Here is a 20,724-nt window from a genome sequence, read left to right on the forward strand (position 1 = left end):
CAAAGAAGGATCTGATGACGGACACCACGTTGCCGCCCGAGGGTGGCGCCGGCGATCGCATCGAGCCTGTTGATATTCAGCAGGAAATGCAGCGCAGCTACATCGACTACGCGATGAGCGTGATCGTGGGACGCGCGCTACCCGAGGTCCGGGACGGGCTCAAGCCCGTGCACCGCCGCATCCTGTATGCCATGCACGACAACGGATATCGCCCGGAGCGCAGCTACGTCAAGTCCGCCCGGCCCGTGTCGGACACGATGGGTAATTTTCACCCGCACGGCGACTCGGCGATCTACGACACGCTGGTACGCATGGCGCAGCCCTGGTCGATGCGCTACCCGCTCGTCGACGGCCAGGGCAACTTCGGCAGCCGCGGCAACGATGGCGCCGCCGCGATGCGCTACACCGAGTGCAAGCTCACGCCGCTGGCGATGGAGATGCTCCGGGATATCGAGAAGAACACCGTCGATTTCATCCCGAACTACGACGGCAAGTCGCAGGAGCCCGTGGTCCTGCCCGCCCGGGTTCCCAACCTGCTGATGAACGGCTCGGGCGGCATCGCTGTCGGCATGGCCACCAACATCCCGCCGCATAACCTGCGCGAGGTCGCCGAAGCCATCGTCTGGTGCCTCGACAACCACGAGGCCGACGAGGAAGCCACCCTCGAAGCGGTCATGGAGCGCATCAAGGGTCCGGACTTCCCCACTTCGGGCTTGATCGTCGGCACCCAGGGCATCCACGATGCCTACACGACTGGGCGCGGCTCCATCAAGATGCGCGGTGTCACCGAGATCGAGGAGGACAGCCGCGGGCGCACGACCATCGTCATCACCGAGCTGCCCTACCAGGTCAACACGGACAACTTCATCAACGGCATCGCCGACCAGGTCCGGGACGGCAGGATCGGTGGAGTCGCTGACATCCACGATGAGTCGTCCGACCGTGTCGGCCTGCGCATCGTCGTCACCGTCAAGCGTGACGCGGTGGCCAAGGTGGTCCTCAACAACCTCTACAAGCACACGCAGCTGCAGACCAGCTTCGGTGCGAACATGCTCTCCATCGTCGATGGCGTGCCCCGCACCCTCCGCCTCGACCAGATGGTGCGCTACTACGTCGATCACCAGATCATTGTCATCCGGCGCAGGACCGAGTACCTGCTCCAGAAGGCCGAGGAGCGCGCGCACATCCTCCGTGGCCTGGTCAAGGCGCTCGATGCGCTGGACGAGGTGATCGCGCTCATCCGGCGCTCGCCGACGGTGGACATAGCCCGCGAGGGCCTGATGGATCTCCTCGACGTCGATGAGATCCAGGCCGATGCGATCCTCGCCATGCAGCTCCGGCGCCTCGCCGCGCTCGAGCGGCAGAAGATCGTCGATGAGCTCGCCGAGATCGAGCTCGAGATCGCCGACCTCAAGGACATCCTCGCGCGGCCCGAGCGGCAGCGGCAGATCGTCAAGGACGAGCTCGCCGAGGTAGTCGAGAAGTTCGGCGACGAGCGACGCACCAAGATCATCGCCGGCAGCGGGGACGTGGCCGACGAGGATCTCATCGCTCGCGAGTTCGTGGTGGTCACCATCACCGAGACCGGCTACGCCAAGCGGACCAAGACCGATCTCTACCGCAGCCAGCGTCGCGGTGGCAAGGGCGTCAAGGGCGCGGACCTCAAGCAGGACGACATGGTCCGCCACTTCTTCGTCACCTCCACGCATGACTGGATCCTGTTCTTCACCAACCTCGGGCGCGTGTACCGGGTCAAGGCCTACGAGCTTCCCGAGATGAGCAGGACCGCCCGGGGCCAGCACGTCGCCAATCTCCTCGCGTTCCAGCCGGGGGAGAAGATCGCCCAGGTCATCGCGATCAAGAGCTACCAGGATGCGCCGTACCTCGTGCTCGCCACGAAGAACGGACTGGTCAAGAAGTCCCGCCTCGAGGATTTCGACTCCAACCGCAGCGGTGGCATCGTCGCGGTCAACCTCCGCGAGAGCGACGAGCTCGTCGGCGCTGTCCTGTGCTCGGCCGAGGAAGACCTGATCCTCGTGTCCAAGCTGGGCCAGGCGATCAGGTTCTCCGCCACGAACGACGCCCTGCGCCCCATGGGCCGGGCCACGTCGGGCGTGCAGGGAATGCGGTTCAACGCCGAGGATGAGCTGCTCTCGCTCAACGTCGTGCAGGACAACATGTTCCTGCTCGTGGGCACCTCTGGTGGATACGCGAAGCGGACCCCGCTCGACGAGTACCCCGTGCAAAACCGTGGCGGCAAGGGCGTGCTGACCCTTATGTACGATCCGCGCCGCGGCAATCTGGTGGGCGCGGTGATCGTGGACATGAAGGACGAGCTGTATGCGATAACCTCCGGTGGAGGAGTGATCCGCACCGTGGCGAGCCAGGTCCGCAAGGCAGGTCGCCAGACCAAGGGCGTGCGGCTGATGAACCTCGGAGACGGCGATAGCCTCCTCGCCATCGCCCGGTACGCGGACGAGCCAGAAGAGATCGAGACCAAGACAGAGGAGTCCTAGGTGGCAGCCTCAAGCAACAGCCCCGATGCAGGAAGCGCAGGGGCGGCGAACAAAGCGGCGAGCCCCGATCCGGCGAAGAAGGCGGGAGCCAGCCCGGCGCCCCCGACGCGCCGGTCACCGGTCACGATGACGGCGAAGCAGGCGCAGGCAGGGCTGCGCGCCAGCGTGCAGATCCGCGAGATCGACCCGTGGTCGACGCTGAAGCTCTCGTCGATCATCTCGCTCGTGCTCTTCCTCGTCTGGATGATCGCGGTAGGGATGCTCTACCTCGTCCTCGACTTCATGAACGTGTGGGAACGTTTGAATAGCGCGTTCACCGACATGCTCAACGAGGGCGCGACCGGGGAGATCATCAGCGCCAGCCAGATCTTCGGATGGGCCGCGGCGATCGGGTTCATCAATATGATCCTGCTCACCGCGTTGTTGACCCTTGCATCATTCATCTACAATCTGACCGCCGATCTCGTTGGCGGAGTAGAAGTGACGCTGGCTGATCGCGACTAGAACAGCACCGAGAGCGCCGTCACCTGCTGTTTTGCATCATCGCTCACCGGTAGGGTAATGTCGCTTCTCGGTTCACGGGCCTATAGCTCAGGCGGTTAGAGCGCTTCCCTGATAAGGAAGAGGTCGGAGGTTCAAGTCCTCCTAGGCCCACTCCGGTAAGGTCATCCAGCATGAAGTTGCTGAAGATCCTTGCCGCAGCCGGATTGGGAATCGCCTTTGGCGTCGCAGCCATGCGGTATCTCGAATCCCGTGACGCCGGCTATCCAGCCGAGGTGTGGCACAATCTGGAATGAAGCCACACAGACGCTAGATCTCCGGGGCCATAGCTCAATTGGTAGAGCACCGCCTTTGCAAGGCGGGGGTTAGGGGTTCGATTCCCCTTGGCTCCACCACACGAACAAGGCCCGAACCCCTGCTCAACGAACATGCAGCAGAGGCTCGGGCCTTGTTGGCGTTCTAGTGCTGTGCCCTCACTGGCCATGCGCCACATTTGCGTCGGCTGGCTCGCTGCGCGGCGGCGGCCGCGAGCCCTATGCCGAGGAATGCCGCCACGGACACCGCAGCGATCGCAGCGAGGCCAGGCCGGCTCTCGAAGCCATGCAGCAGCGGGTTCGACCATTCGAAGACATACGCCGGCGGCCACCAGGCGTTGAACGCACGGGCGAGCGGCGGCAGGGCCGACACCGAGATGAATCCGCCGCTGGCGAAGTAGCTGCCGAGCGCGAGCAGGATCAGCACTGGTTGGATGACGCGGTGGGCTCGCAGTCGCACCGCGATGAGCACGCCCGCCCCGGCGGCCGCTGCCATAGCAGGCAGGACGACGAGGGAGGTCTGGAGCACTTCGCCGGGACCTGCTCGTGTGCCGAACGCCAGCGCCACGAGCACGGTGGGGACAGCAGCCACGAAGGCGAGGATCCACCCTGCTGCCGCAGCACCGAGACCCGCGATATAGCTGCCCAGGGGAGTGAGAGCGATCTCCTTCTCCGTGCGATGCTCGCTGTCGACGGCGTAGAGGTTCGCCGAGATCAGCGCGGCGCCGAGCAGGAGGGCGAGGATGATTGCTGATCCACCCATGAATGCCGTGCGTGGCACGTCCTCGGCTCGTTCCCTGTCGATGATCGCGGCGATCTGGTCCGCGTTGGTGGCGCTGTCGTAGAGGTTCGCGGCCGTGGTGACTCGCAGCCGGATGTTCTTCATGGCGTCGGTATTGATGTTGTAGGTCGCTACCTCGACGATCCCGGTGTCATCGAAGCCCGGTGGGATCGTGATCACCAGGTGCAACCTGCCTTCGTGCAATAGCTCGGCTGCCTTGCGCGCATCGGTCTCGATGATGTCGAAGTAGGAGCCGGTCGGGCCCTGGGTATCGTTGATGACCTGGGCGAACTGGTGGGAGCCTGTGCTGCTGTCCTCGTCCACGAGGGCGATCGGCCACGAGTTGCTGGCTCCGAAGATGACGGAGGCGAGCGCGACGACAACGACGGGGACCGCCATCGTCTGCACGAGCAGCTCGGGGCGGCGCAGGGCAATGAGCAGGTTGCGGGTGATCATGGCGGCGAGAGCGTGAATGGCAGTCATCATCATTGTCCTTGGGCGAAGCGGAGAGCACGGGTCAGCCGCCAGGCGGCGAGGGAGACGACAGCTGCGGCGAGGAGAAGGCTTCCGAGCACGCCTACCGCTGCATTTCCGGGCTGGGGGAGCGAGGCGACCTCGAATCGCAGGATGTCGAACAGTGGCGCGAGCGGAATCCATTGGGTCGCCGCCCAGAGTGGTTCGATGACGCCGCCGTGAGCGAACCCGCGGATGTAGGATTCGTACCCGCTGACCAGGAAGTGCGTGACAGCAATGATCACGGCGATCGGGACGAGTGGCAGTGATCTGCGCAGCGCGACCCCGAGGAGCGTGCCGAGGGCTGCTCCGTATATCCATACGATGGCGAGCACGCCCACGGATCTCCAGCCGAGTTGCGCCAACGGGTAGTCCAGCACCCAGCCGATGCTGGCCAGCGTTGCCGCTATCGTGACCAGCGATGTCACCGCGCCGGCGATCCACTTGCCCGCGATGAGCGACAGTCGACCGCTCGGCGAGAGCACCAGGCCCTTCGCGGTGCGTTCCTCCCATTCCCTGGCGATGCCGACTCCGATGTTGACGATTCCGGCATAGAGCACCGCGAAGATGATCAATGCCGAGCCCAGGTAGAGCGTCACGGGGATGTCCTGATCGAGCACCGTTGTCTCGGCAATGCTCAACTGGCTGGGCGGAGCGCCCGGCTGGCCCTGCTGGAACTGCCGGAGCGCTTCCTCGATGCGCAGGTGCTGGTTCTTCGTGCCGTCCGCGTCGATGTTGATCAGCGAGAGCGTCACTGTCGGGCTATTGCCGGCAACCACGTCGCGCGCGAATCCCGCGGGGATCGTCAGCATCGCTCCCACTTCTCGGTCGCGGTACATCTCGCTAGCCCGATCTGGGTCGGTGGTGAGGATCTCGTAGTAGCTACCGTCGCTGTTGCGCATCTCCTCCATCACCTCGATGAATTCCGCTGAGCGCGGTGTGCCGTCCTGATCGGCGATGGCGATCGTGGCGGTCGTCGAGACGTGGATGACGATCGCGTAGAGAACTGTGAACGCGACGGGCACGAGGATGCTGATCACTGCGAGGAGAGGTGCCCGGCGCGTGACGAGGAGGTCTTTCCTGGCAAGAGCGAATGCCGCATGCATGATGGGCGCCTCAGTTCCGTAGTCCGCTGCCGGTGAAGTGCAGGAAGACGTCCTGAAGGCTCACCGGTGGCACTTCGGCCCGCTTGGTCTCCGGGACCTGGGAGGTCAGCTCGGTGAGGCTACCGCGGACGATATTGGCTCCTCGGTCGATGATGGTGATGTGATCACCGAGCCGCTGTGCCTCCTCCATGTAGTTGGTGGTCAGCAGGACGGCGCGTCCCTCGTGCGCCACCTCCTCGATGCGCGTCCAGATGGCCTCGCGGGACTGCACGTCCACGCCAAGGGTCGGCTCGTCGAGCAGGAGGAGCTCGGGCTTCATCATCAGTGCCTTGCCGAGCGCGAGCCTGCGCTGCATGCCGCCGGAGAAGGTTCCGGCACGATCGCTGGCGCGGCTGCCGAGCTGTACGAGCTCGAGCGTCTCCTCGATGCGCGCGCGCTGCTCGCGGGCTGGCATCACGTAGTAGCGCGCGTGGAACACGAGGTTCTCGCGGGCGGTCAGCTCGGGGTAGAGAGAAGTCTCTTGTGGCACGAGCGCGATGCGGCGCAGCAGCTCCCGGCGCTGGCTGGCGGGGTCGAGGCCGAGCACCCGCAAGCTGCCCGTGGTTGGCGCGAGAAGTCCTGTCAGGACGTTCATCAAGGTTGTCTTGCCGGATCCGTTTGGCCCGAGCAGGCATGTCACCTCGCCGGGGCGCGCATCGAGGTCGACGCTATCGAGCGCCCGGAACGGGGGCTGCTTGCGGCCGCGAGCGAACTCGACCGTTATCCCTCGTGCTTCCACTGTTGCTCGTGGTTGGTTCACAGTGACTCCTCTGGTCCGTGCTGGATACCAGAAGCCTGACGGAGGCCCACTGCTAGGCTCAACGGTGATGAATAAATCGCGGGGCCGCCCCCGGACCGGTGCTGATGACGGCCGGGACCGGCTCCTGGCGGCGGCGCGCGAGCTGTTCGCGGCACGAGGCTACAACGGAGCGACCCTGCGCATGATCGCCGGGCAGGCAGGCTGCGATCCCGCGCTGATCGCGTACCACTTCGGTTCGAAGAAGGAACTGTTCGCCCGCTCGATGGCGCTTTCGCTCGGCCCTTCCATGGTGCTGGAGAAGGCGCTCGAAGGTGATCCCATGACAGCGCCGGAGCGCCTCGCTGCGCTGGTCGTCCGCGCGTGGGAGGCTCCTGACGTTCAACGCTCCCTCATGCAGCTCGTGAGTACTGGCTTGCGGCATCCCGAAGTGCTGCAAGCGTTCCGGGAGTACATCGAGCGGGAGATCGTCAGTCGGCTCGTTGAATATTATGGGGGTCCCGCGGCGACCGAGCGCGCAGGTGCCACGATTACGATCATCATCGGAATCATCTTCGGCCGCTACGTGATCGGGGTGGAACCGTTGCGCTCGGCGTCCCCTGACCGGCTCGTTGGCTTGTTGACGCCGAGCCTCCGCGCGATCTCCGCGCCTCGCGGGCGAGCGCGCCCAGCGTAGGCTTTGTGTTCCGGTTCCAGCCATCCCGGCTCCCTGCGGTTTCACGTGAAACCAGCCCCTGCCATGCTGGAGGCATGGAAAAGCGCCGTCAATGGTCCGTGTCTCGATCCACCACCGTCAATGCCGCGCCCGAGCAGGTGTACTCGCTGATCAGCGACCCCACGCGAACAGGGGAGTGGAGCCCCGAGAACACCGGTGCGAGCGTGCGCGAGAGCGGCCCGGTCTCCTTGCGCGAGGGAGACGAGTTCAATGGCACCAACAAGCGGGGACCATTTCGCTGGATCACCCGATGCACCGTCACCCATGCGGTTCCCGGGCAACGCTTCCGCTTCAAGGTCCGCCGATGGGGCGTGGTGCTGCCGTTGCTCAGGACACCGGTGGCAACCTGGGACTTCGAGCTCGAGCCCGCTGAGGGCGGGACGCGCATCACCGAGACCTGGACCGACGATCGCCGGGCCTGGCCCGATTCGCTCTGCCGGATCGTCGACCCCGTGCTCACCGGCCAGCCCTCGTTCGCGGAATTCAACACGCGCAATATCGAGATCTCGCTGAAGCGCATGAAAAAGCAGCTCGAGGATGGTGGCCGCGAAAGCTAGCCATTCATCCCCGAGCTGCTCGTGGAGCGCTCTATCTATCGGCTGTCGCGCCGCGGAGCAGCGCTGACGGTGCTCCGGTGGCCGGACCCACCACGATGACGCTCGCCACCATGGCTGAAGCCGGGGCTCGCGGACCTGCCACGGCCTGCCCCACCGCGGCTCGAGCCACCGCGGCCGGAACCACCCTGTCGCGCGGGGCCATGGCTCGGGCGACCGTGAGCCTGGCGCGGAGCGCGCTCCGGCTCGGCGCGGATCACCATCGGCACGATGGCCGCCTTGTCGCCGACGAGAGCGTTGACCGATGCGTCACCGGGCGTGACCCGGATCGGCTTGGCCGTGATCTCCGCCTTGCGGAGCAGCTTGCGCAGGTCCGAGCGCTGCTCGGGCAGCACGATGGTCACCACATCGCCCTGCTTGCCGGCGCGGGCGGTACGGCCCGAGCGGTGCAGGTAAGCCTTGTGCTCGACGGGCGGATCGACATGGACGACCAGCTCGACATCGTCGACGTGCACGCCGCGCGCCGCGACATCGGTGGCCACGAGGACCCGCACGTTGCCCTTGCCGAACGCGGCGAGGTTGCGATCGCGCTGCGCCTGGGAGAGGTTGCCGTGGAGGTCGACCGCGGGGATGCCGTTCTCGCTGAGCTGGCGAGCGAGGCGCTTCGCGTGATGCTTGGTGCGCATGAACAGGATCCGTCGGCCCGTGCCACTGGCGAGCTCGGAGATGAGGTCGCGCTTGGAGCCGGCGTTATCGACCTCGAAGATGTGGTGCGTCATCGCGGCGACGGGGGAGTGCTCCTCGTCGACGGAGTGCATCATGGGGCTGTTGAGGAACTGCTTGGCGAGGCTGTCGATGCCATTGTCGAGCGTCGCCGAGAAGAACAACCGCTGCCCATTGCGGGGGGTGGCGGAGAGGATCCGGCGCACGCCGGGCAGGAACCCGAGGTCGGCCATGTGATCAGCCTCGTCGAGGACGGTGACCTTGACCTCGTCGAGCGAGATGACGCGTTGCTTCATGAGGTCCTCGAGCCGGCCCGGGCACGCGACGACGATGTGCGCGCCGCGCTTGAGCGCGTTGACCTGCTTGGACTGCGGAACGCCACCGAAGACGGTGGTGACCCGCATGCCGCTGGCGGCCGCGAGCGGAGTGATGACGGCGGCGATCTGCGTGGCGAGCTCGCGAGTGGGGGCGAGCACGAGGCCGCGCGGCATGGAGGGGCGGATCTGGGGCGCATCGGCGATCCGTGCGACCAGGGGGATAGCAAACGCGAGGGTCTTGCCGGACCCCGTGCGACCGCGCCCGAGGATGTCGCGCCCGCCGAGCGAATCGGTGAGCGTGTCGATCTGGATCGGGAATGCTTCGGTCTTGCCCTCGTTGGCGAGTACCTTGCAAATGTTCGCGGGCACGCCAAGATCGGTGAATGTAGTGGTGCTCATGGTGCCTTTCCGGCATCGGGCCCCGGCCTCGCTCCAAGCCACGGCAGCCATCATCCGATGGTGTGCCGTGGGGGCGGGCAGGGTGCTATTGGCGAACACGCCACTGAGCGCATCCGTTCGCCGTATGAAGAATCTTCGACCCGCTGGGATTCCGCGTGCTCGCGGGGCAGGGGGGAGAGAGGAAGCCGTCTACGACGCGAGCTGGGAGGACTGCCAGTCCGTTCCCAGCTTCTAGGACCCGAGTGTAGCCGGCTCGCGGGCTGATCGCGCATGGGCGGATGGAGCAAAGAAGTGCGTTGGGTCACTGCGCGTGCATCGCGAGAAGGCTCAGGACTCGTTCTCGATCACGATTCCACCCTTGGCGGTGCCGTTCTCGGCGATGGGCTCGTACCGCCGATCCTCCCACCATTCGCGCAGCGTACGGCGCCGTGCAGGACGATGACGATGCTGCGATCCAGTGGTGCTGGTCGCCACGCTAGCGGTCTCGCTAGTTCCTGCGGTGCTCGCGGGCTTGGCTGCCTCGAGCATGCGTAGCGCGGTGCGCAGGTCGGAGACGCGGTCAAGCCGTTCCTGGGCGAGGATCTCTGCTGCCGCGCGCAGGGCGGCTTCGCTCTCTGCCCGCGACTTGATCGACACGAGCTCGGTCTCGAGCTCCTTGACGCGGCTCTCGAGCTTCGACAGCTCGGGAAGCTCGGTCTTCTCCACGCTGCGCGCGGTCTCGGCCTTCGCGGCGGCATCCTCCGGGGGTGCGGGGCGGTCTGGCTTGAACCCTGCGGCGAGCAGGTCCTCGAGGGGGATCTGCCACCCGTCCTCGGTCTTGACCGCTCCCGGCAGCTTGCCGCCGTCCAGGGCGCGCTGGATGGTGGCACGTCCTACGTTGCAGCGTCGTGCTGCCTCGGCTGCGGACCACCGTGGCCGAGTGGACGTCGTCGCTTGATCGGTCATGCCCGCTATGATGCCCGGTTGCCTGCCCGCATGGTAACCGGACACGCCCGCAGGCACGGAACTTCACGAAGATGTCACCGGATCATCCCTGCAAGGGGCCTTTTTCCCGGCGGCGGGCAGCCATGATGACCGGTAGCCTGCCCGCGGCTGTATGCTGCAATCTGGCGAGCTAGCGCAAGCCGTGCGGTACTGTGATGTGGGTCACGGAAGTGCTGGCTCGTGAGCGGAATCGTGCACGAGGACCGAGCTGAGCGGCTCCAGCGTGGGCCGTGTGATCATGGTTCGTGCCACGTCCGTCCTAGCAAGGGGGTGAGGTCCGGTTAGCGCGGAACGAATGCCTCAGTTGGCAAGCCCGGTGCAGCGCAGCCATTCGCGGCGCCGCGAGGGCTACGTCGTCATAGACGGAAAACGCGTCGGAATCACCGAGTTCGGGTCAGGCGGTCGGCTTGTCATCCTCGCGCCGTCGCTGATGCTCTCCCGGCGCATGCACGAGCCACTCGCCCTCGAGCTAGCACGTCGCGGCTTCCACGTGGTGTGCGTCAACAATGTGCTCGCCGCGAAGCGGGAGCCCGGTGACCCGGAGGACTACAGCGCGGAGGCGCTCGGACGCAGGATGGTCGGGCTGCTCGATGCGATCGGCGGCGAGGTAGCTGTGTTCGGTGGCACCTCCATCGGAGCGAGCGCCGCGCTCGAGGCTGCCGTCCTCGAGCCGAACCGCACCGTCGGAGTGATCGTGGAAGCCCCCCTGCTCGATCGTGGCGCGCTACGCATCGCGCCGATGCTGACGCTCGCCCACGGGATCCTCTCGCACGGCCAGCCATTCTTCTGGCTGGCCAGGCGCTTCGCCGGCCTCCTTCCTGCTGATTCGCTGGCCACCCGGTTGTGGTGGGACTTCCTCTCCGCCTCCAGGGCCGAGCAGTCCGCGATGATGCAGGGACTCATGCTGGGCCGCATCGCGCCACCCCGCCGCGAGCGGCGCCGCATCTCGGTGCCCGTCCTCGTCCTGAGATCGCGCCGGGACCCGCTGCACGCCACCGCGGACTCGGACCGCCTGGCCACGGACATCCCTGACACCCAGCTGCACGACATCGAATCGCCCACCACGCTGCGCGGCAACGTCCGCATGGTCTCGCCAGCGATCGTGAGCTTCCTCAGCGAGGCCTTCGCCGCGCCGTGGGTGATCGCCCGCACGATCTACACCCCCAATATCGGGGACGCCTACCTGAACTAGCCGCGGCGAGGGCAGCCAATGCTCCGAAACCGCGCAGCCCCGCGGCGCGGTAGCGTGTTGAACGTGTTGTCGAGCAGAACAGGCGAGGAACTCAGCGTCCACGGGCATGCCGATGCGCGGTTCGCGCCCGTGGTGGAGGCATTCACCCAGAACTTCACCCACCATCACGAGATCGGCGCGGCGCTGGCGATCTACCAGCATGGCAAGCCTGTCGTGGACGTGTGGGCGGGCTACCGCGATCTTGGCCGTGGGCTGCCCTGGCAGCGGGATACTCGCGTACCGGTGTTCTCCACCACCAAGGGCATCACTGCTCTGGTTGTCGCCAGCGCCGTGAGCCGCGGGTTCCTCGACTACGACACCGTGGTCACGGAGTGGTGGCCAGAGTTCGGGCAGCACGGCAAGCAAGCGGTGACGGTCCGGCAGCTCCTCGACCATCAAGCGGGCCTCCCGGTCATCAGCACGCCGCTGCGCACCACAGACCTGCATGATCTCGATGCCCTCGCCAGGATCCTCGCTGCGGAGCGGCCGCGGTGGGAGCCGGGGACGAGCCACGGCTACCATCCGGTGTCGCTCGGCTTCTACCTCAACGAGCTGTTCCGCCGGGCAGATCCCGCGCAGCGCACGATCGGCCAGTACCTGGCCGAGGAGATCGCGGGGCCGCAAGGCCTGCAGGTCAGCATCGGAACAACGATCAATGGAGACGGAGCCACCGGCGGGCGCAGCATCGGCGCCGACGAGCTCGCGATGCTCCGGGCCACTACCCGCGGGGTCCTGATCGACAACGCGCGCGAGATCCCGTGGACCATGGTGCTCGACATCGCTCGGCACACGGCGCTCAGGCAGCAACGGCTCTCGGTCGAGGCATTGTCGAACCCGCGAGTCGGGCTTCCCCAGCACGCCAGCCGCGAGACCTTCATCGCCCCGGAGATGCCGTCGTCCAACGCTGTGGCCACCGCGCGCGCCATCGCGGCGCTGTACTCCGACGCAGCGACACCCGGAGCGAGCGAGATCATCTCGGATGAACTGCGCGCCGAACTGGCCGCGCCGTCCCTGCCAGGCGCGATCCCCGATCATGACCTGGTGCTGAACGTGCCCAGCCGGTACCACCTGGGCTTTCGCAAGCCGCACCCGACGTTCCCGTTCGGCCGTCGCACCGGCCCTGCGGACGGTGATGGCCGCGGGTTCGGCACGACTGGCATCGGCGGCTCGTTCGGCTATGCCGATCCCACGGCCGGCATCGGCTTCGGCTATGTGATGAACCAGCTCGGGGTCGCCATGCTCGATGATCCCCGGCCCCGGCGGATCCGTGCGGCGCTCGATCAGGTCCTCGGAGCTAGCTAGCGATGGCTAGGGCCGGTGGCTAGGACCGGGCGGGGCTAGCGGCGGAAGTACTTCTCCGTGTCCTTGACCAGCGAGCCGAACGCGGCCTTGAGAGCTGGCCCGGCCAGCTTGAGCCCCGGTGCCAGTAGCAGTTGCCCCTCGATCGCGAACCGCCACGTGAAGCGTGTTCCGGACGGGATCGCCTCGAGCCGGGTGAGCTCACCGAACCGGCGCAGCCCAGGGGCGGTCGAGGACACCACGGAGAACGCGTTCTCGTAGCGCTTGCCCGGCTCCTCCTCCCAGTGGAAATAGCGCTCCTCCACAGTGACGAGTCCTGGCATGAGGGTGAGGCGGCGGCGCGTGCCGAGGCCGAATGGCCGCTCGGTGATATAGGCGCCGTCCTTGACCAGCGTGCACCAGGACAAGGGTGAATCACCGTTGAGGGTCGCCCACATCTCATCGATATCGACGGGGATATCAGTGGTGAAGGAGAACTGCGTGGGAGCGGTGTCGAAGAACGCCAGATCGACTTCCTCGAGCGGGAACCGCGGCATGATCCGTGGCATGTCAGGACACCGCCCCGGGGAACGCTGCATCGTCGTAGTCGGCGATCCGCGGCGGCCGGGGCGCTGGCTCATCGACCATCTCGCCACGAGCCATGAACATCCGTACACCGCTGGCGATGCCAGCGAGGATGGCCGTACCTGCGATGGCCTGGAACAACACACGGTTGCGCGACTTCTTGGCGGCAGCCATTGACCCTCCTTGGGATCGAGGACAGTGTTCGCGGAGCCCTACCAGGTTCCGTGGCTCCAACCCTAGTGCGCGGGCAGGGCTCGTGGGTACCTCACGGGTCCATCGCCCGCCGTGCGCCCAGGGATGGCACCATGGGAGCGTGAACTCACCACAGCAGACCGCCGTTGCCACGCTCCACACCAACCACGGCGATATCAGGATCTCCCTCTTCGGCAACCATGCCCCCAAGACGGTCGCGAACTTCGTCGGCCTCGCCGATGGTTCCGCCGACTACACCCGCGCGAACGCATCCGGAGGCTCCGAGGGCCCGTTCTACGACGGCTCCATCTTCCATCGCATCATCGACAACTTCATGATCCAGGGCGGCGACCCCACCGGCACGGGCCGGGGCGGCCCCGGCTACCAGTTCGGCGACGAGTTCCACCCCGAGCTCACCTTCGATCGCCCCTACCTGCTCGCCATGGCCAACGCCGGGCCCGGGACCAACGGCTCGCAGTTCTTCATCACGGTGACCCGCACGCCGCACCTGAACATGCGCCACACCATCTTCGGCGAGGTAGCGGACGCTGATAGCCGCGCGGTGGTCGATTCCATCGCCACCACCCGCACCGATCGCTCCGATCGTCCCGTCGATGACGTGGTGATCAGCAGCATCACCATCGACGAGAAGTAGGCCGCGCCCGCATGTCCCATCCTGGCGGGGTGCGCCCCGAGCAGCCTTCGTTGCCGGGGTGCGCCCGCCACCCGGACCGGCCCACCGGCCTGCGCTGCAACCGGTGCGGCCGACCCTACTGCCCAGAGTGCCTGCAAGAGGCCGCGGTCGGCTACCAGTGCAAGTCCTGCGTCGCCGAGGGCGCGCGCACCATTCGGCAGCCGCGGAACGCAGCGGGAGCCCCGCTGCGCACGATGACCGGCCGTCCAGTGGTGACGCTGTCGCTCATCGTGCTCAACACGCTGGCGTACCTGCTGACGGCAGCGCAATCCGGGAGCCTGGTCGCGAACTATCGGGGCTCCGCGCTGTTCGATGCGTGGGCGCTGGTGCCGTTCTTCGTCGCGGTGGGGGAGTACGAGCGCCTCATCGGGTCGGGATTCCTGCACTATGGCCCGCTGCACCTGCTGGTGAACATGTTCGTGCTCTACATCGTGGGCCGCGAGGTGGAGGCCGTGCTCGGCCGTGGCCGGTACCTCGCTGTGTACGCGGTGTCGCTTCTCGGTGGCTCCGTGTCGGTGATGTGGCTCGAGAACGTGCTGGCGGCAACGGTGGGCGCGTCGGGCGCGGTCTATGGATTGTTCGGTGCGATGGCAGTGATCCTGCTGCGCCTGCGCCAGAACGCCACCGGCGTATTCGTGATCATCGGGATCAACGTGGTCATCAGCGTCACCATCCCGGGCATCTCGCTGTGGGGGCATCTCGGTGGGCTCGTGGCGGGAGCGCTGGCCGCGGCGATGCTGCTCTATGTGCCGATGCTGCTCGCTCGGCCTGGCCGGGGGGCAGCGGCGGGCCGGCGCGCGGGCATCCTCGCGCTCGCGGCGCTGGCCGCGACGCTCATGGTGGCGGTGCTCTTCCGGGTCGTGGAGCTGCGCTCGATCATCCTCGGCGCCTGAAGCGGCGCTTCAGCGCGGGAAGCCGTGGCTCCAGAGCTGGTCGGCAACGCGCCAGGGATCCTCGTCGAGCTCCCACCTGCCCCGGAGCACCAGCTGGTCCGGGGGCTGGCGGAGCTCGAGCCCGAGCACCCATGAGCTGCGCGAGCGATGCCGGCGCAGCACGGTGACGGCGACGAGGTCCTCGGCGCGGAGCGTGCGGGCCGTGCCGAGCAGTCCACGGACGTGCAAGCGGTGCTCGCCCTCGTGGTCGGCGAGCACAATTGCGGAACGGGCAAGCCACGTGGCGGTGCCGAGCAGCACGGCCGCGGCCAGGCAGGCCAGGATGACCGCGATCGGGTCGCGGCGGACGAGGATCGCCGCGAGCACGAGCACCACGGTGCCAACGGCGAGAGCGATGACCGTTCCTGGCGCTGCGGACCAGCGGGCGATCACCGATTCGTCGCGATGACCAGGCATGTTATCCACACGACTTATCCACAGGTGGGGAAAATGATACGGATGTGATTCCCACCATCGACCGCTCGCCCTGGCCGGCCCTTCCGTTCATCGCCAGCGCAGCGTCATCAGCAGACCAACGATCCACAGCCCGAAGCCGATCAGGAAGTTCCACGCGCCCAGCCCATCGAGCCACGGGATCTGCGGCCCAGCAAGGTAGTACACCACCAGCCAGACCAGTCCGGCCAGCATGAACCCCAGCATCACGACCACATACCAGGTGCTCGACGGCCCCTTCACCTTCACTGGGGTGCGGCTGACCGAGCCCGATGGACCGCCCGCCGGGGAACCCGTGCTCCCGCTGTGCTTGCGAACGCGTGACTTCGGCATCTCAACCTCGCCTCTCGATTTCCTCGACCGATCCGCGTCCGGACCGGCCCATAGCGCCTCCGCGGCACCTGCCGCGTGCTTCCCCTACACGCTAACCTAGCTCTACCGACCCGAGCATCATCCAAGTGGCAATCATCGACGACCTGAGGGCATCATGCGCGGCACCCGCACCCGAGACCTCCAGCAAAGCGCTCCGTGGCGCTGGAGCGTCCCGGTGGTATGCCTCGTCGCCGGGCTCATGCTCGCCACGACGCATCAGTCCTCGCGCGGGGAGGATTCCCGGGACACGGGGCCCTCGCGATTGTCCAGCCTCGTGCGCGAGGCCGAGAGCAGCAGCGCCGAGACCAGTCAGCGCGCCGAGAGCCTCGCCGCCGAGATAGCCCGCCGGCAATCCACCATCGGCACGACCGATGCCCGCGTGGCCGCGACCCTCGAATCGCTGTCGGCCCTCGCGGCATCGAGCAACAGGGGACCGGTCGAGGGCGAGGGCGTGACCGTCACCCTCACCGACGCCTCCCGCGATCAGCAGGGCAACTATCCGAGCGAGGCCGCCCCGGACGATCTCGTCGTCCACCAGCAAGACCTGCAGAGCGTCATCAATGCACTCTGGGCCGGGGGCGCCATCGCCATCCAGGTGCAGGACCAGCGAATCACCACGCTCAGCGCGCCCCGCTGCATCGGCAATACGCTCCTGCTGCACGGCCGCGCCTACAGCCCGCCCTACGTGATCACCGCGATAGGCGAGCCAGAGGACCTGGTCGAGGAGCTCGACGATGCGCCCGGGGTTCGCCTGTACCGGCAGTACGCCGCGCGCTATGGCCTGGGCTACGAAGTGGTCGAGCACGAGGAGATCGCCGTGGCCGCCGCTGGTGATGCGCCGCGGCTCAAGCACTCGGCACCACTGGAGTGATGGCCAGCGGCTAACCTGGATCCATGCGGATCCTCGTCGTCGACAACTATGACAGCTTCGTCTTCAACCTTGTCCAGTACCTCGGGCAGCTCGGGGCCGAGGCGGATGTCTGGCGCAATGACGACCCCCGGTTCGGCAGCCGCGAGCTCTTGCGCGAGCATGCCCGCGACTACGACGGGATCCTGCTGAGCCCCGGACCGGGAACGCCGCAGCGCGCCGGCGCGACCATGCCATTCGTCGAGGTCGCCGCCGAGGAAGGCACCCCGCTGCTCGGGGTGTGCCTCGGCCACCAGGCCATCGGTGCGGTCTTCGGGGGCATCGTCGAGCGTGCCCCGGAGCTCCTGCATGGCAAGACGTCGCTGGTGCATCATGATGCCCGCGGCGTGCTCGCTGGCCTGCCGGACCCGTTCACGGCCACGCGCTATCACTCGTTGTCCGTGCGACCGAGCAGCCTCCCCGCGGTGCTCGAAGCCACCGGCCACACCGACAGCGGCATCATCATGGCGATGCAGCATCGGGAGCTGCCCATCCATGGCGTGCAGTTCCACCCCGAATCGGTGCTCACCCAGGGCGGTCACCGGATGCTCGCCAACTGGCTGGAGATGTGCGGGCAGCGCCCTGATGAATCGGTCATCAGTCGCCTGGAGGACGAGATGTCAGCGGCGCTGGGTGTCGCGCTCGAGCCTCGCTAGCGGGGGATCCCCAGCTCGCCGACATCGACCGCGACCCGATCCTGCCGCCCGATCTCGGTGCCCGCGGGAAGCTGCTGCGAGACGATGCGGCCCACCTCGGCGGGATTGAGGGTGGCTTGCCGGGACTCGTCGAGGCTGTTGCCCGACCAGCCCAGCGAGCGCAGTGTCTGCAGCGCGTCCGCGGGCCGCAGTCCCACCAGGTTCGGCATCACCATGCGTGTGCCATTGGACGCCCGCAGCGCGATCACGGTTCCTGCGGTGGCCTGCGTCCCGCCTGGCGGTGCCTGGCCGACCACGGTATTCACCGGTTCGGTGGAATCGACCTCCTCGGTGCGCACCTCGAATCCCGATGCGCGCAGGTTCGCCTCCGCCACCGCGATGTCCTGGCCGGTCACGTCAGGTATCCGGATCAGCGCGGGCCCTGTGCCGACCGCTACCTGCACGGTCGTGCCGACGGTCACGCTCACTCCCGACGATGGGTTCTGCTGCACGATCAGATCGCGCTCCTCTTCCGTCGAGGGTGCCTCCTCGACGGAGGAGGATAGCTCGAGCCCGGCCTCCTCGAGCATCTCGTCGGCCTCCTCGACCGTGAGGCCGCCGAGCTCGGGCACCGCGACCCGGCCTGGCCCGCTCGACACATACAGTGCCACGGTGCTGCCTGGATCGACCTGCTCGCCAGACTCCGGGGAGGTGCCGATGACATCGCCCTCCGGCACCGATGCATCGGATCGCGGCTCGATATAGATGTCGAAGCCGAGCTCGCGCAGCTGGCGCTGCGCCTCCGCCGAGGACTGGCTCACCACCGACGGCACGGTCACTAGCTCGGTCACCTCGTCCCCGCCGGATAGCAGCGCGATGATCGCCGTCGAGCCAAGCATGAGCAGCAGCAGGAGCACAGCGATCCACCGCAGCGGGCGCCGCCGCCCGCGCCGCGCCACGGGCTCATCGTCGTGGTACCGCTGCTCGGGCGTCCCGATGATGGTCGTTAGCTCGTCGTCGGTGAGGATGGTCGGCGCGCTCGGCTTCTCGCCACCGAGCGCCGCGACGATGTCGTCGCGCATCTCCGCGGCGGTCTGGTAGCGGTTCGCTGGATTCTTGCTCATCGCCTTGAGGACGATCGAGTCCAGCACCCGTGGCACCGTCGGCTCGATCCGCGACGGCGGGATCGGGTCCTCCTTCACCTGCTGGTAGGCGACGGCGACCGGGCTATCGCCAGTGAAGGGTGGCTGCCCGGTGAGGATCTCGTAGAACACGCAGCCGAGCGAGTACAAATCGGAGCGCACATCAACCTTGTGGCCCTGCGCCTGCTCGGGCGACAAGTATTGCGCGGTACCGATGACCGTCGCCGTCTGGGTGACCGAGTTCGTGGTATCGGCGATGGTGCGGGAGATGCCAAAATCCATCACCTTCACCGCGCCACTACCGGTGACCATGATGTTGGCAGGCTTCACATCGCGGTGGATGATGCCGCTCGCGTGGCTGAACTCGAGCGCGGTGCACACATCCGCGGTGATCGACATCGCCCGCTCGGCGGGAAAGGGGCCCTCGTTGTGGAGGATGTCCCGCAGCGTCTCGCCCTCGACGTACTCCATGACGATGTAGGGCAGCGGGCCAGTGTCGGTCTCGGCGATGCCGGTGTCATACACCGCCACGATGGTGGGATTGTTCAGCGCCGCGGCGTTGTGCGCCTCGCGCCGGAAGCGCAGGTAGAAGGTGGGGTCGCGGGCGAGATCCTGCCGGAGGACCTTGATCGCGACATCGCGCTGGAGCCGGAGGTCGCGCGCGCGATGCACCTCGGACATGCCACCGAAGCCGATCGTCTCGCCGAGCACGTACCGGCCAGACAACTCCTGTGGAGCGATCATGGCGTTGGATCTCCAGTCGGTTCGCTGGGTGCCGTGCCGGTATCGGTGGTGGGCGGTTCCGTGGTCTCGCTCGGTTCGCTGGTCTCCGGCCCGGTGGTCGTTTCCTCCGTGGTCGTCGGGGGCTCGGTCGTCTGCTCGGTGGTCGGCGCTTCGGTGGTCACTGGCGCGGTGGGTTCTGGCTCGACGAGCGTGGGCTGCACCGGGGCCGGCGGGGGCACGCGGCTATCGAGCATGTCGCTGATCATCATGATCGCGGCGGTGATGCCGACCAGGACGAACATCGCGGCAGCGCCCCAGGCGAGGGCCTTCTGGCTGTTGGACATGCCGTCGTCAGCGGGCGCGTAGTATGCCGCCGGGCGCGCGGCCGCCATTGCCGCGCTGCCAGCGGCGCCATGCAGGGCGGCGGGCGCGGCCATGATCCTTGTGGCATCGGGCTGGCGGTGCGCGGCGGGCGCGGCCACGGGCAGGTCCCCGGAGATCGCATGCCGCGGATCATCGGGCGCGCGGCCCGCGCGTGCTGCGGCGACGGCTTTGGCGAATGTTCCGCCATCCGGGTACCGGGCCCGTGGTTCCTTCGCGAGCGCAGCCTCGATCACGATGCGCGCCTCGGGCGGGATGTCGGTGGGCAGCGGCGGGGGAGCCTCGTGGATGTGCTTCATCGCCACGGTGAGGGCACCCTCGCCGGTGAAGGGCCGGGTGCCCGTGAGTGCCTCGTAGCCGACGATGCCGAGCGAGTAGACATCGCTGGCCGCGGTAGCTGGCTGCCCTTGTGCTTGCTCCGGGGAGATGTACTGGGCGGTTCCCATGACATGCCCGGTGCGGGTGATGGGCGCGGCATCGACGGCCTTGGCGATGCCGAAGTCCGTGATCTTGACCTGCCCGTCGGGGGTGATCAGGATGTTTCCGGGCTTGACGTCGCGATGGACCAGTCCGGCATCGTGGGCGACCTGCAGCGCGCGGCCGGTCTGCTCGAGCATGTCCAAGGCGAGCGGCAGGGGAATGCTGCCCATGCGGGAGAGCACCTTGTTCAACGGCTCCCCGTTGACGAACTCCATCACGAGGTATGCCAGGGGCGCGCCGGTGGCGTCGTCGGTGGACTCGCCGTAGTCGAATATGCTCGCGATGCTCGGATGATGCAGCTGCGCGGTGGTGCGCGCCTCGGTGCGGAACCGGGCGAGGAACTCGTCGCTCGACGACAGTTCTGGCTTGAGGATCTTCACCGCGACGCGGCGGTCGAGGCGGGTATCGCGTGCCTCCCACACCTCGCCCATGCCGCCGCTGGCGATGAATCGCTGGAGGCGGAAACGGTCGGCGATGATGCTGCCACTGTGCAAGACCAC

The 20,724-nt window shown here is 67.1% G+C and carries 22 protein-coding genes and 2 tRNA genes; 13 read left to right on the top strand and 11 right to left on the bottom strand.

Going from position 1 to position 20,724, the window contains the following annotated elements:
* The first annotated feature begins 14 nt into the window (after window positions 1-14).
* From gyrA to FXO18_RS06280, 5 genes are all read left to right on the top strand, one after another.
* The gene (gene gyrA, locus FXO18_RS06265) at window positions 15-2,516 is read left to right on the top strand and encodes a DNA gyrase subunit A (protein ID WP_149360255.1); all 2,502 of its coding nucleotides are present in this window, start codon (window positions 15-17) and stop codon (window positions 2,514-2,516) included.
* Window positions 2,517-3,020 carry a DUF3566 domain-containing protein gene (locus FXO18_RS06270; RefSeq protein WP_328593369.1) on the top strand — a complete coding sequence of 168 codons (504 nt, stop codon included), beginning with the start codon at window positions 2,517-2,519 and terminating at the stop codon, window positions 3,018-3,020.
* A 76-nt stretch (window positions 3,021-3,096) separates the two neighbouring features.
* A tRNA-Ile gene (locus tag FXO18_RS06275) sits at window positions 3,097-3,170 on the top strand.
* 20 nt (window positions 3,171-3,190) lie between these two features.
* On the top strand, window positions 3,191-3,313 hold the full coding sequence (locus FXO18_RS16150) for a hypothetical protein (RefSeq protein WP_268884916.1): 123 nt from the start codon (window positions 3,191-3,193) through the stop codon (window positions 3,311-3,313).
* A gap of 23 nt (window positions 3,314-3,336) precedes the next feature.
* Window positions 3,337-3,412: transfer RNA gene (locus FXO18_RS06280), tRNA-Ala, on the top strand.
* Window positions 3,413-3,476: 64 nt separating this feature from the next.
* On the opposite strand, the gene FXO18_RS06285 is transcribed toward FXO18_RS06280, so the two are convergent.
* The 3 genes from FXO18_RS06285 to FXO18_RS06295 are packed head-to-tail and all read right to left on the bottom strand — an operon-like array spanning window position 3,477 to window position 6,530.
* Window positions 3,477-4,595 (bottom strand): ABC transporter permease, encoded by a 1,119-nt coding sequence (locus tag FXO18_RS06285; protein WP_187774219.1) that lies wholly within the window; start codon window positions 4,593-4,595, stop codon window positions 3,477-3,479.
* Between the two features lie 2 nt (window positions 4,596-4,597).
* Window positions 4,598-5,731 carry an ABC transporter permease gene (locus FXO18_RS06290; RefSeq protein ID WP_149360257.1) on the bottom strand — a complete coding sequence of 378 codons (1,134 nt, stop codon included), beginning with the start codon at window positions 5,729-5,731 and terminating at the stop codon, window positions 4,598-4,600.
* A 10-nt stretch (window positions 5,732-5,741) separates the two neighbouring features.
* Window positions 5,742-6,530: an ABC transporter ATP-binding protein gene (locus FXO18_RS06295; protein ID WP_187774220.1), complete on the bottom strand. Its 789-nt coding sequence runs from the start codon at window positions 6,528-6,530 to the stop codon at window positions 5,742-5,744.
* Window positions 6,531-6,597: 67 nt separating this feature from the next.
* Between FXO18_RS06295 and FXO18_RS06300 the strand changes: the two genes are divergently transcribed.
* Together FXO18_RS06300 and FXO18_RS06305 are read left to right on the top strand one after the other, a co-directional pair.
* A complete protein-coding gene (locus FXO18_RS06300; RefSeq protein ID WP_149360259.1) occupies window positions 6,598-7,203 on the top strand; it encodes a TetR/AcrR family transcriptional regulator in 606 nt (201 codons plus the stop codon).
* 74 nt (window positions 7,204-7,277) lie between these two features.
* Complete coding sequence (locus FXO18_RS06305) at window positions 7,278-7,799, top strand: SRPBCC family protein (protein WP_149360260.1); 522 nt, start codon at window positions 7,278-7,280, stop codon at window positions 7,797-7,799.
* A 35-nt stretch (window positions 7,800-7,834) separates the two neighbouring features.
* Here the strand turns inward: FXO18_RS06305 and FXO18_RS06310 are convergent, their stop codons facing one another.
* Both FXO18_RS06310 and FXO18_RS06315 read right to left on the bottom strand, forming a co-directional pair.
* A complete protein-coding gene (locus FXO18_RS06310; RefSeq protein ID WP_149360261.1) occupies window positions 7,835-9,235 on the bottom strand; it encodes a DEAD/DEAH box helicase in 1,401 nt (466 codons plus the stop codon).
* A 327-nt stretch (window positions 9,236-9,562) separates the two neighbouring features.
* The gene (locus FXO18_RS06315) at window positions 9,563-10,180 is read right to left on the bottom strand and encodes a hypothetical protein (RefSeq protein ID WP_149360262.1); all 618 of its coding nucleotides are present in this window, start codon (window positions 10,178-10,180) and stop codon (window positions 9,563-9,565) included.
* A gap of 334 nt (window positions 10,181-10,514) precedes the next feature.
* On the opposite strand from FXO18_RS06315, the gene FXO18_RS06320 reads away from it, so the two are divergent.
* Window positions 10,515-11,411 (top strand): alpha/beta fold hydrolase, encoded by an 897-nt coding sequence (locus FXO18_RS06320; protein WP_149360263.1) that lies wholly within the window; start codon window positions 10,515-10,517, stop codon window positions 11,409-11,411.
* Between the two features lie 63 nt (window positions 11,412-11,474).
* Window positions 11,475-12,752 carry a serine hydrolase domain-containing protein gene (locus tag FXO18_RS06325; RefSeq protein ID WP_235900505.1) on the top strand — a complete coding sequence of 426 codons (1,278 nt, stop codon included), beginning with the start codon at window positions 11,475-11,477 and terminating at the stop codon, window positions 12,750-12,752.
* Window positions 12,753-12,787: 35 nt separating this feature from the next.
* Here the strand turns inward: FXO18_RS06325 and FXO18_RS06330 are convergent, their stop codons facing one another.
* The gene (locus FXO18_RS06330) at window positions 12,788-13,297 is read right to left on the bottom strand and encodes an SRPBCC family protein (protein ID WP_187774221.1); all 510 of its coding nucleotides are present in this window, start codon (window positions 13,295-13,297) and stop codon (window positions 12,788-12,790) included.
* Between the two features lies 1 nt (window position 13,298).
* The gene (locus FXO18_RS15875; protein ID WP_187774222.1) at window positions 13,299-13,487 is read right to left on the bottom strand and encodes a hypothetical protein; all 189 of its coding nucleotides are present in this window, start codon (window positions 13,485-13,487) and stop codon (window positions 13,299-13,301) included.
* 139 nt (window positions 13,488-13,626) lie between these two features.
* Here FXO18_RS15875 and FXO18_RS06335 point away from each other — a divergent pair, with 139 nt between their 5' ends.
* Both FXO18_RS06335 and FXO18_RS06340 read left to right on the top strand, forming a co-directional pair.
* The gene (locus FXO18_RS06335; RefSeq protein WP_149360266.1) at window positions 13,627-14,160 is read left to right on the top strand and encodes a peptidylprolyl isomerase; all 534 of its coding nucleotides are present in this window, start codon (window positions 13,627-13,629) and stop codon (window positions 14,158-14,160) included.
* 11 nt (window positions 14,161-14,171) lie between these two features.
* A complete protein-coding gene (locus FXO18_RS06340; RefSeq protein ID WP_149360267.1) occupies window positions 14,172-15,092 on the top strand; it encodes a rhomboid family intramembrane serine protease in 921 nt (306 codons plus the stop codon).
* A 9-nt stretch (window positions 15,093-15,101) separates the two neighbouring features.
* On the opposite strand, the gene FXO18_RS06345 is transcribed toward FXO18_RS06340, so the two are convergent.
* Complete coding sequence (locus FXO18_RS06345) at window positions 15,102-15,548, bottom strand: hypothetical protein (RefSeq protein ID WP_149360268.1); 447 nt, start codon at window positions 15,546-15,548, stop codon at window positions 15,102-15,104.
* Window positions 15,549-15,635: 87 nt separating this feature from the next.
* Window positions 15,636-15,917: a cell division protein CrgA gene (crgA, locus tag FXO18_RS06350; RefSeq protein WP_149360269.1), complete on the bottom strand. Its 282-nt coding sequence runs from the start codon at window positions 15,915-15,917 to the stop codon at window positions 15,636-15,638.
* A gap of 154 nt (window positions 15,918-16,071) precedes the next feature.
* Between crgA and FXO18_RS06355 the strand changes: the two genes are divergently transcribed.
* Window positions 16,072-16,827, top strand: a complete 756-nt coding sequence (locus FXO18_RS06355; RefSeq protein ID WP_149360270.1) for a DUF881 domain-containing protein — start codon at window positions 16,072-16,074, stop codon at window positions 16,825-16,827.
* 23 nt (window positions 16,828-16,850) lie between these two features.
* Window positions 16,851-17,519 (top strand): aminodeoxychorismate/anthranilate synthase component II, encoded by a 669-nt coding sequence (locus FXO18_RS06360; RefSeq protein ID WP_149360271.1) that lies wholly within the window; start codon window positions 16,851-16,853, stop codon window positions 17,517-17,519.
* Here the strand turns inward: FXO18_RS06360 and pknB are convergent.
* Window positions 17,516-19,384, bottom strand: coding sequence for a Stk1 family PASTA domain-containing Ser/Thr kinase (gene pknB / locus FXO18_RS06365; RefSeq protein WP_149360272.1), 1,869 nt, complete (start codon window positions 19,382-19,384; stop codon window positions 17,516-17,518). The two genes, FXO18_RS06360 and pknB, sit on opposite strands and share 4 nt — an antisense overlap.
* A complete protein-coding gene (locus tag FXO18_RS06370) occupies window positions 19,381-20,724 on the bottom strand; it encodes a protein kinase domain-containing protein (RefSeq protein ID WP_149360273.1) in 1,344 nt (447 codons plus the stop codon). Before FXO18_RS06370 ends, pknB begins: the two co-directional genes overlap by 4 nt.

Source organism: Lolliginicoccus suaedae, assembly GCF_008312885.1.
Lineage (GTDB): Bacteria > Actinomycetota > Actinomycetes > Mycobacteriales > Mycobacteriaceae > Lolliginicoccus > Lolliginicoccus suaedae.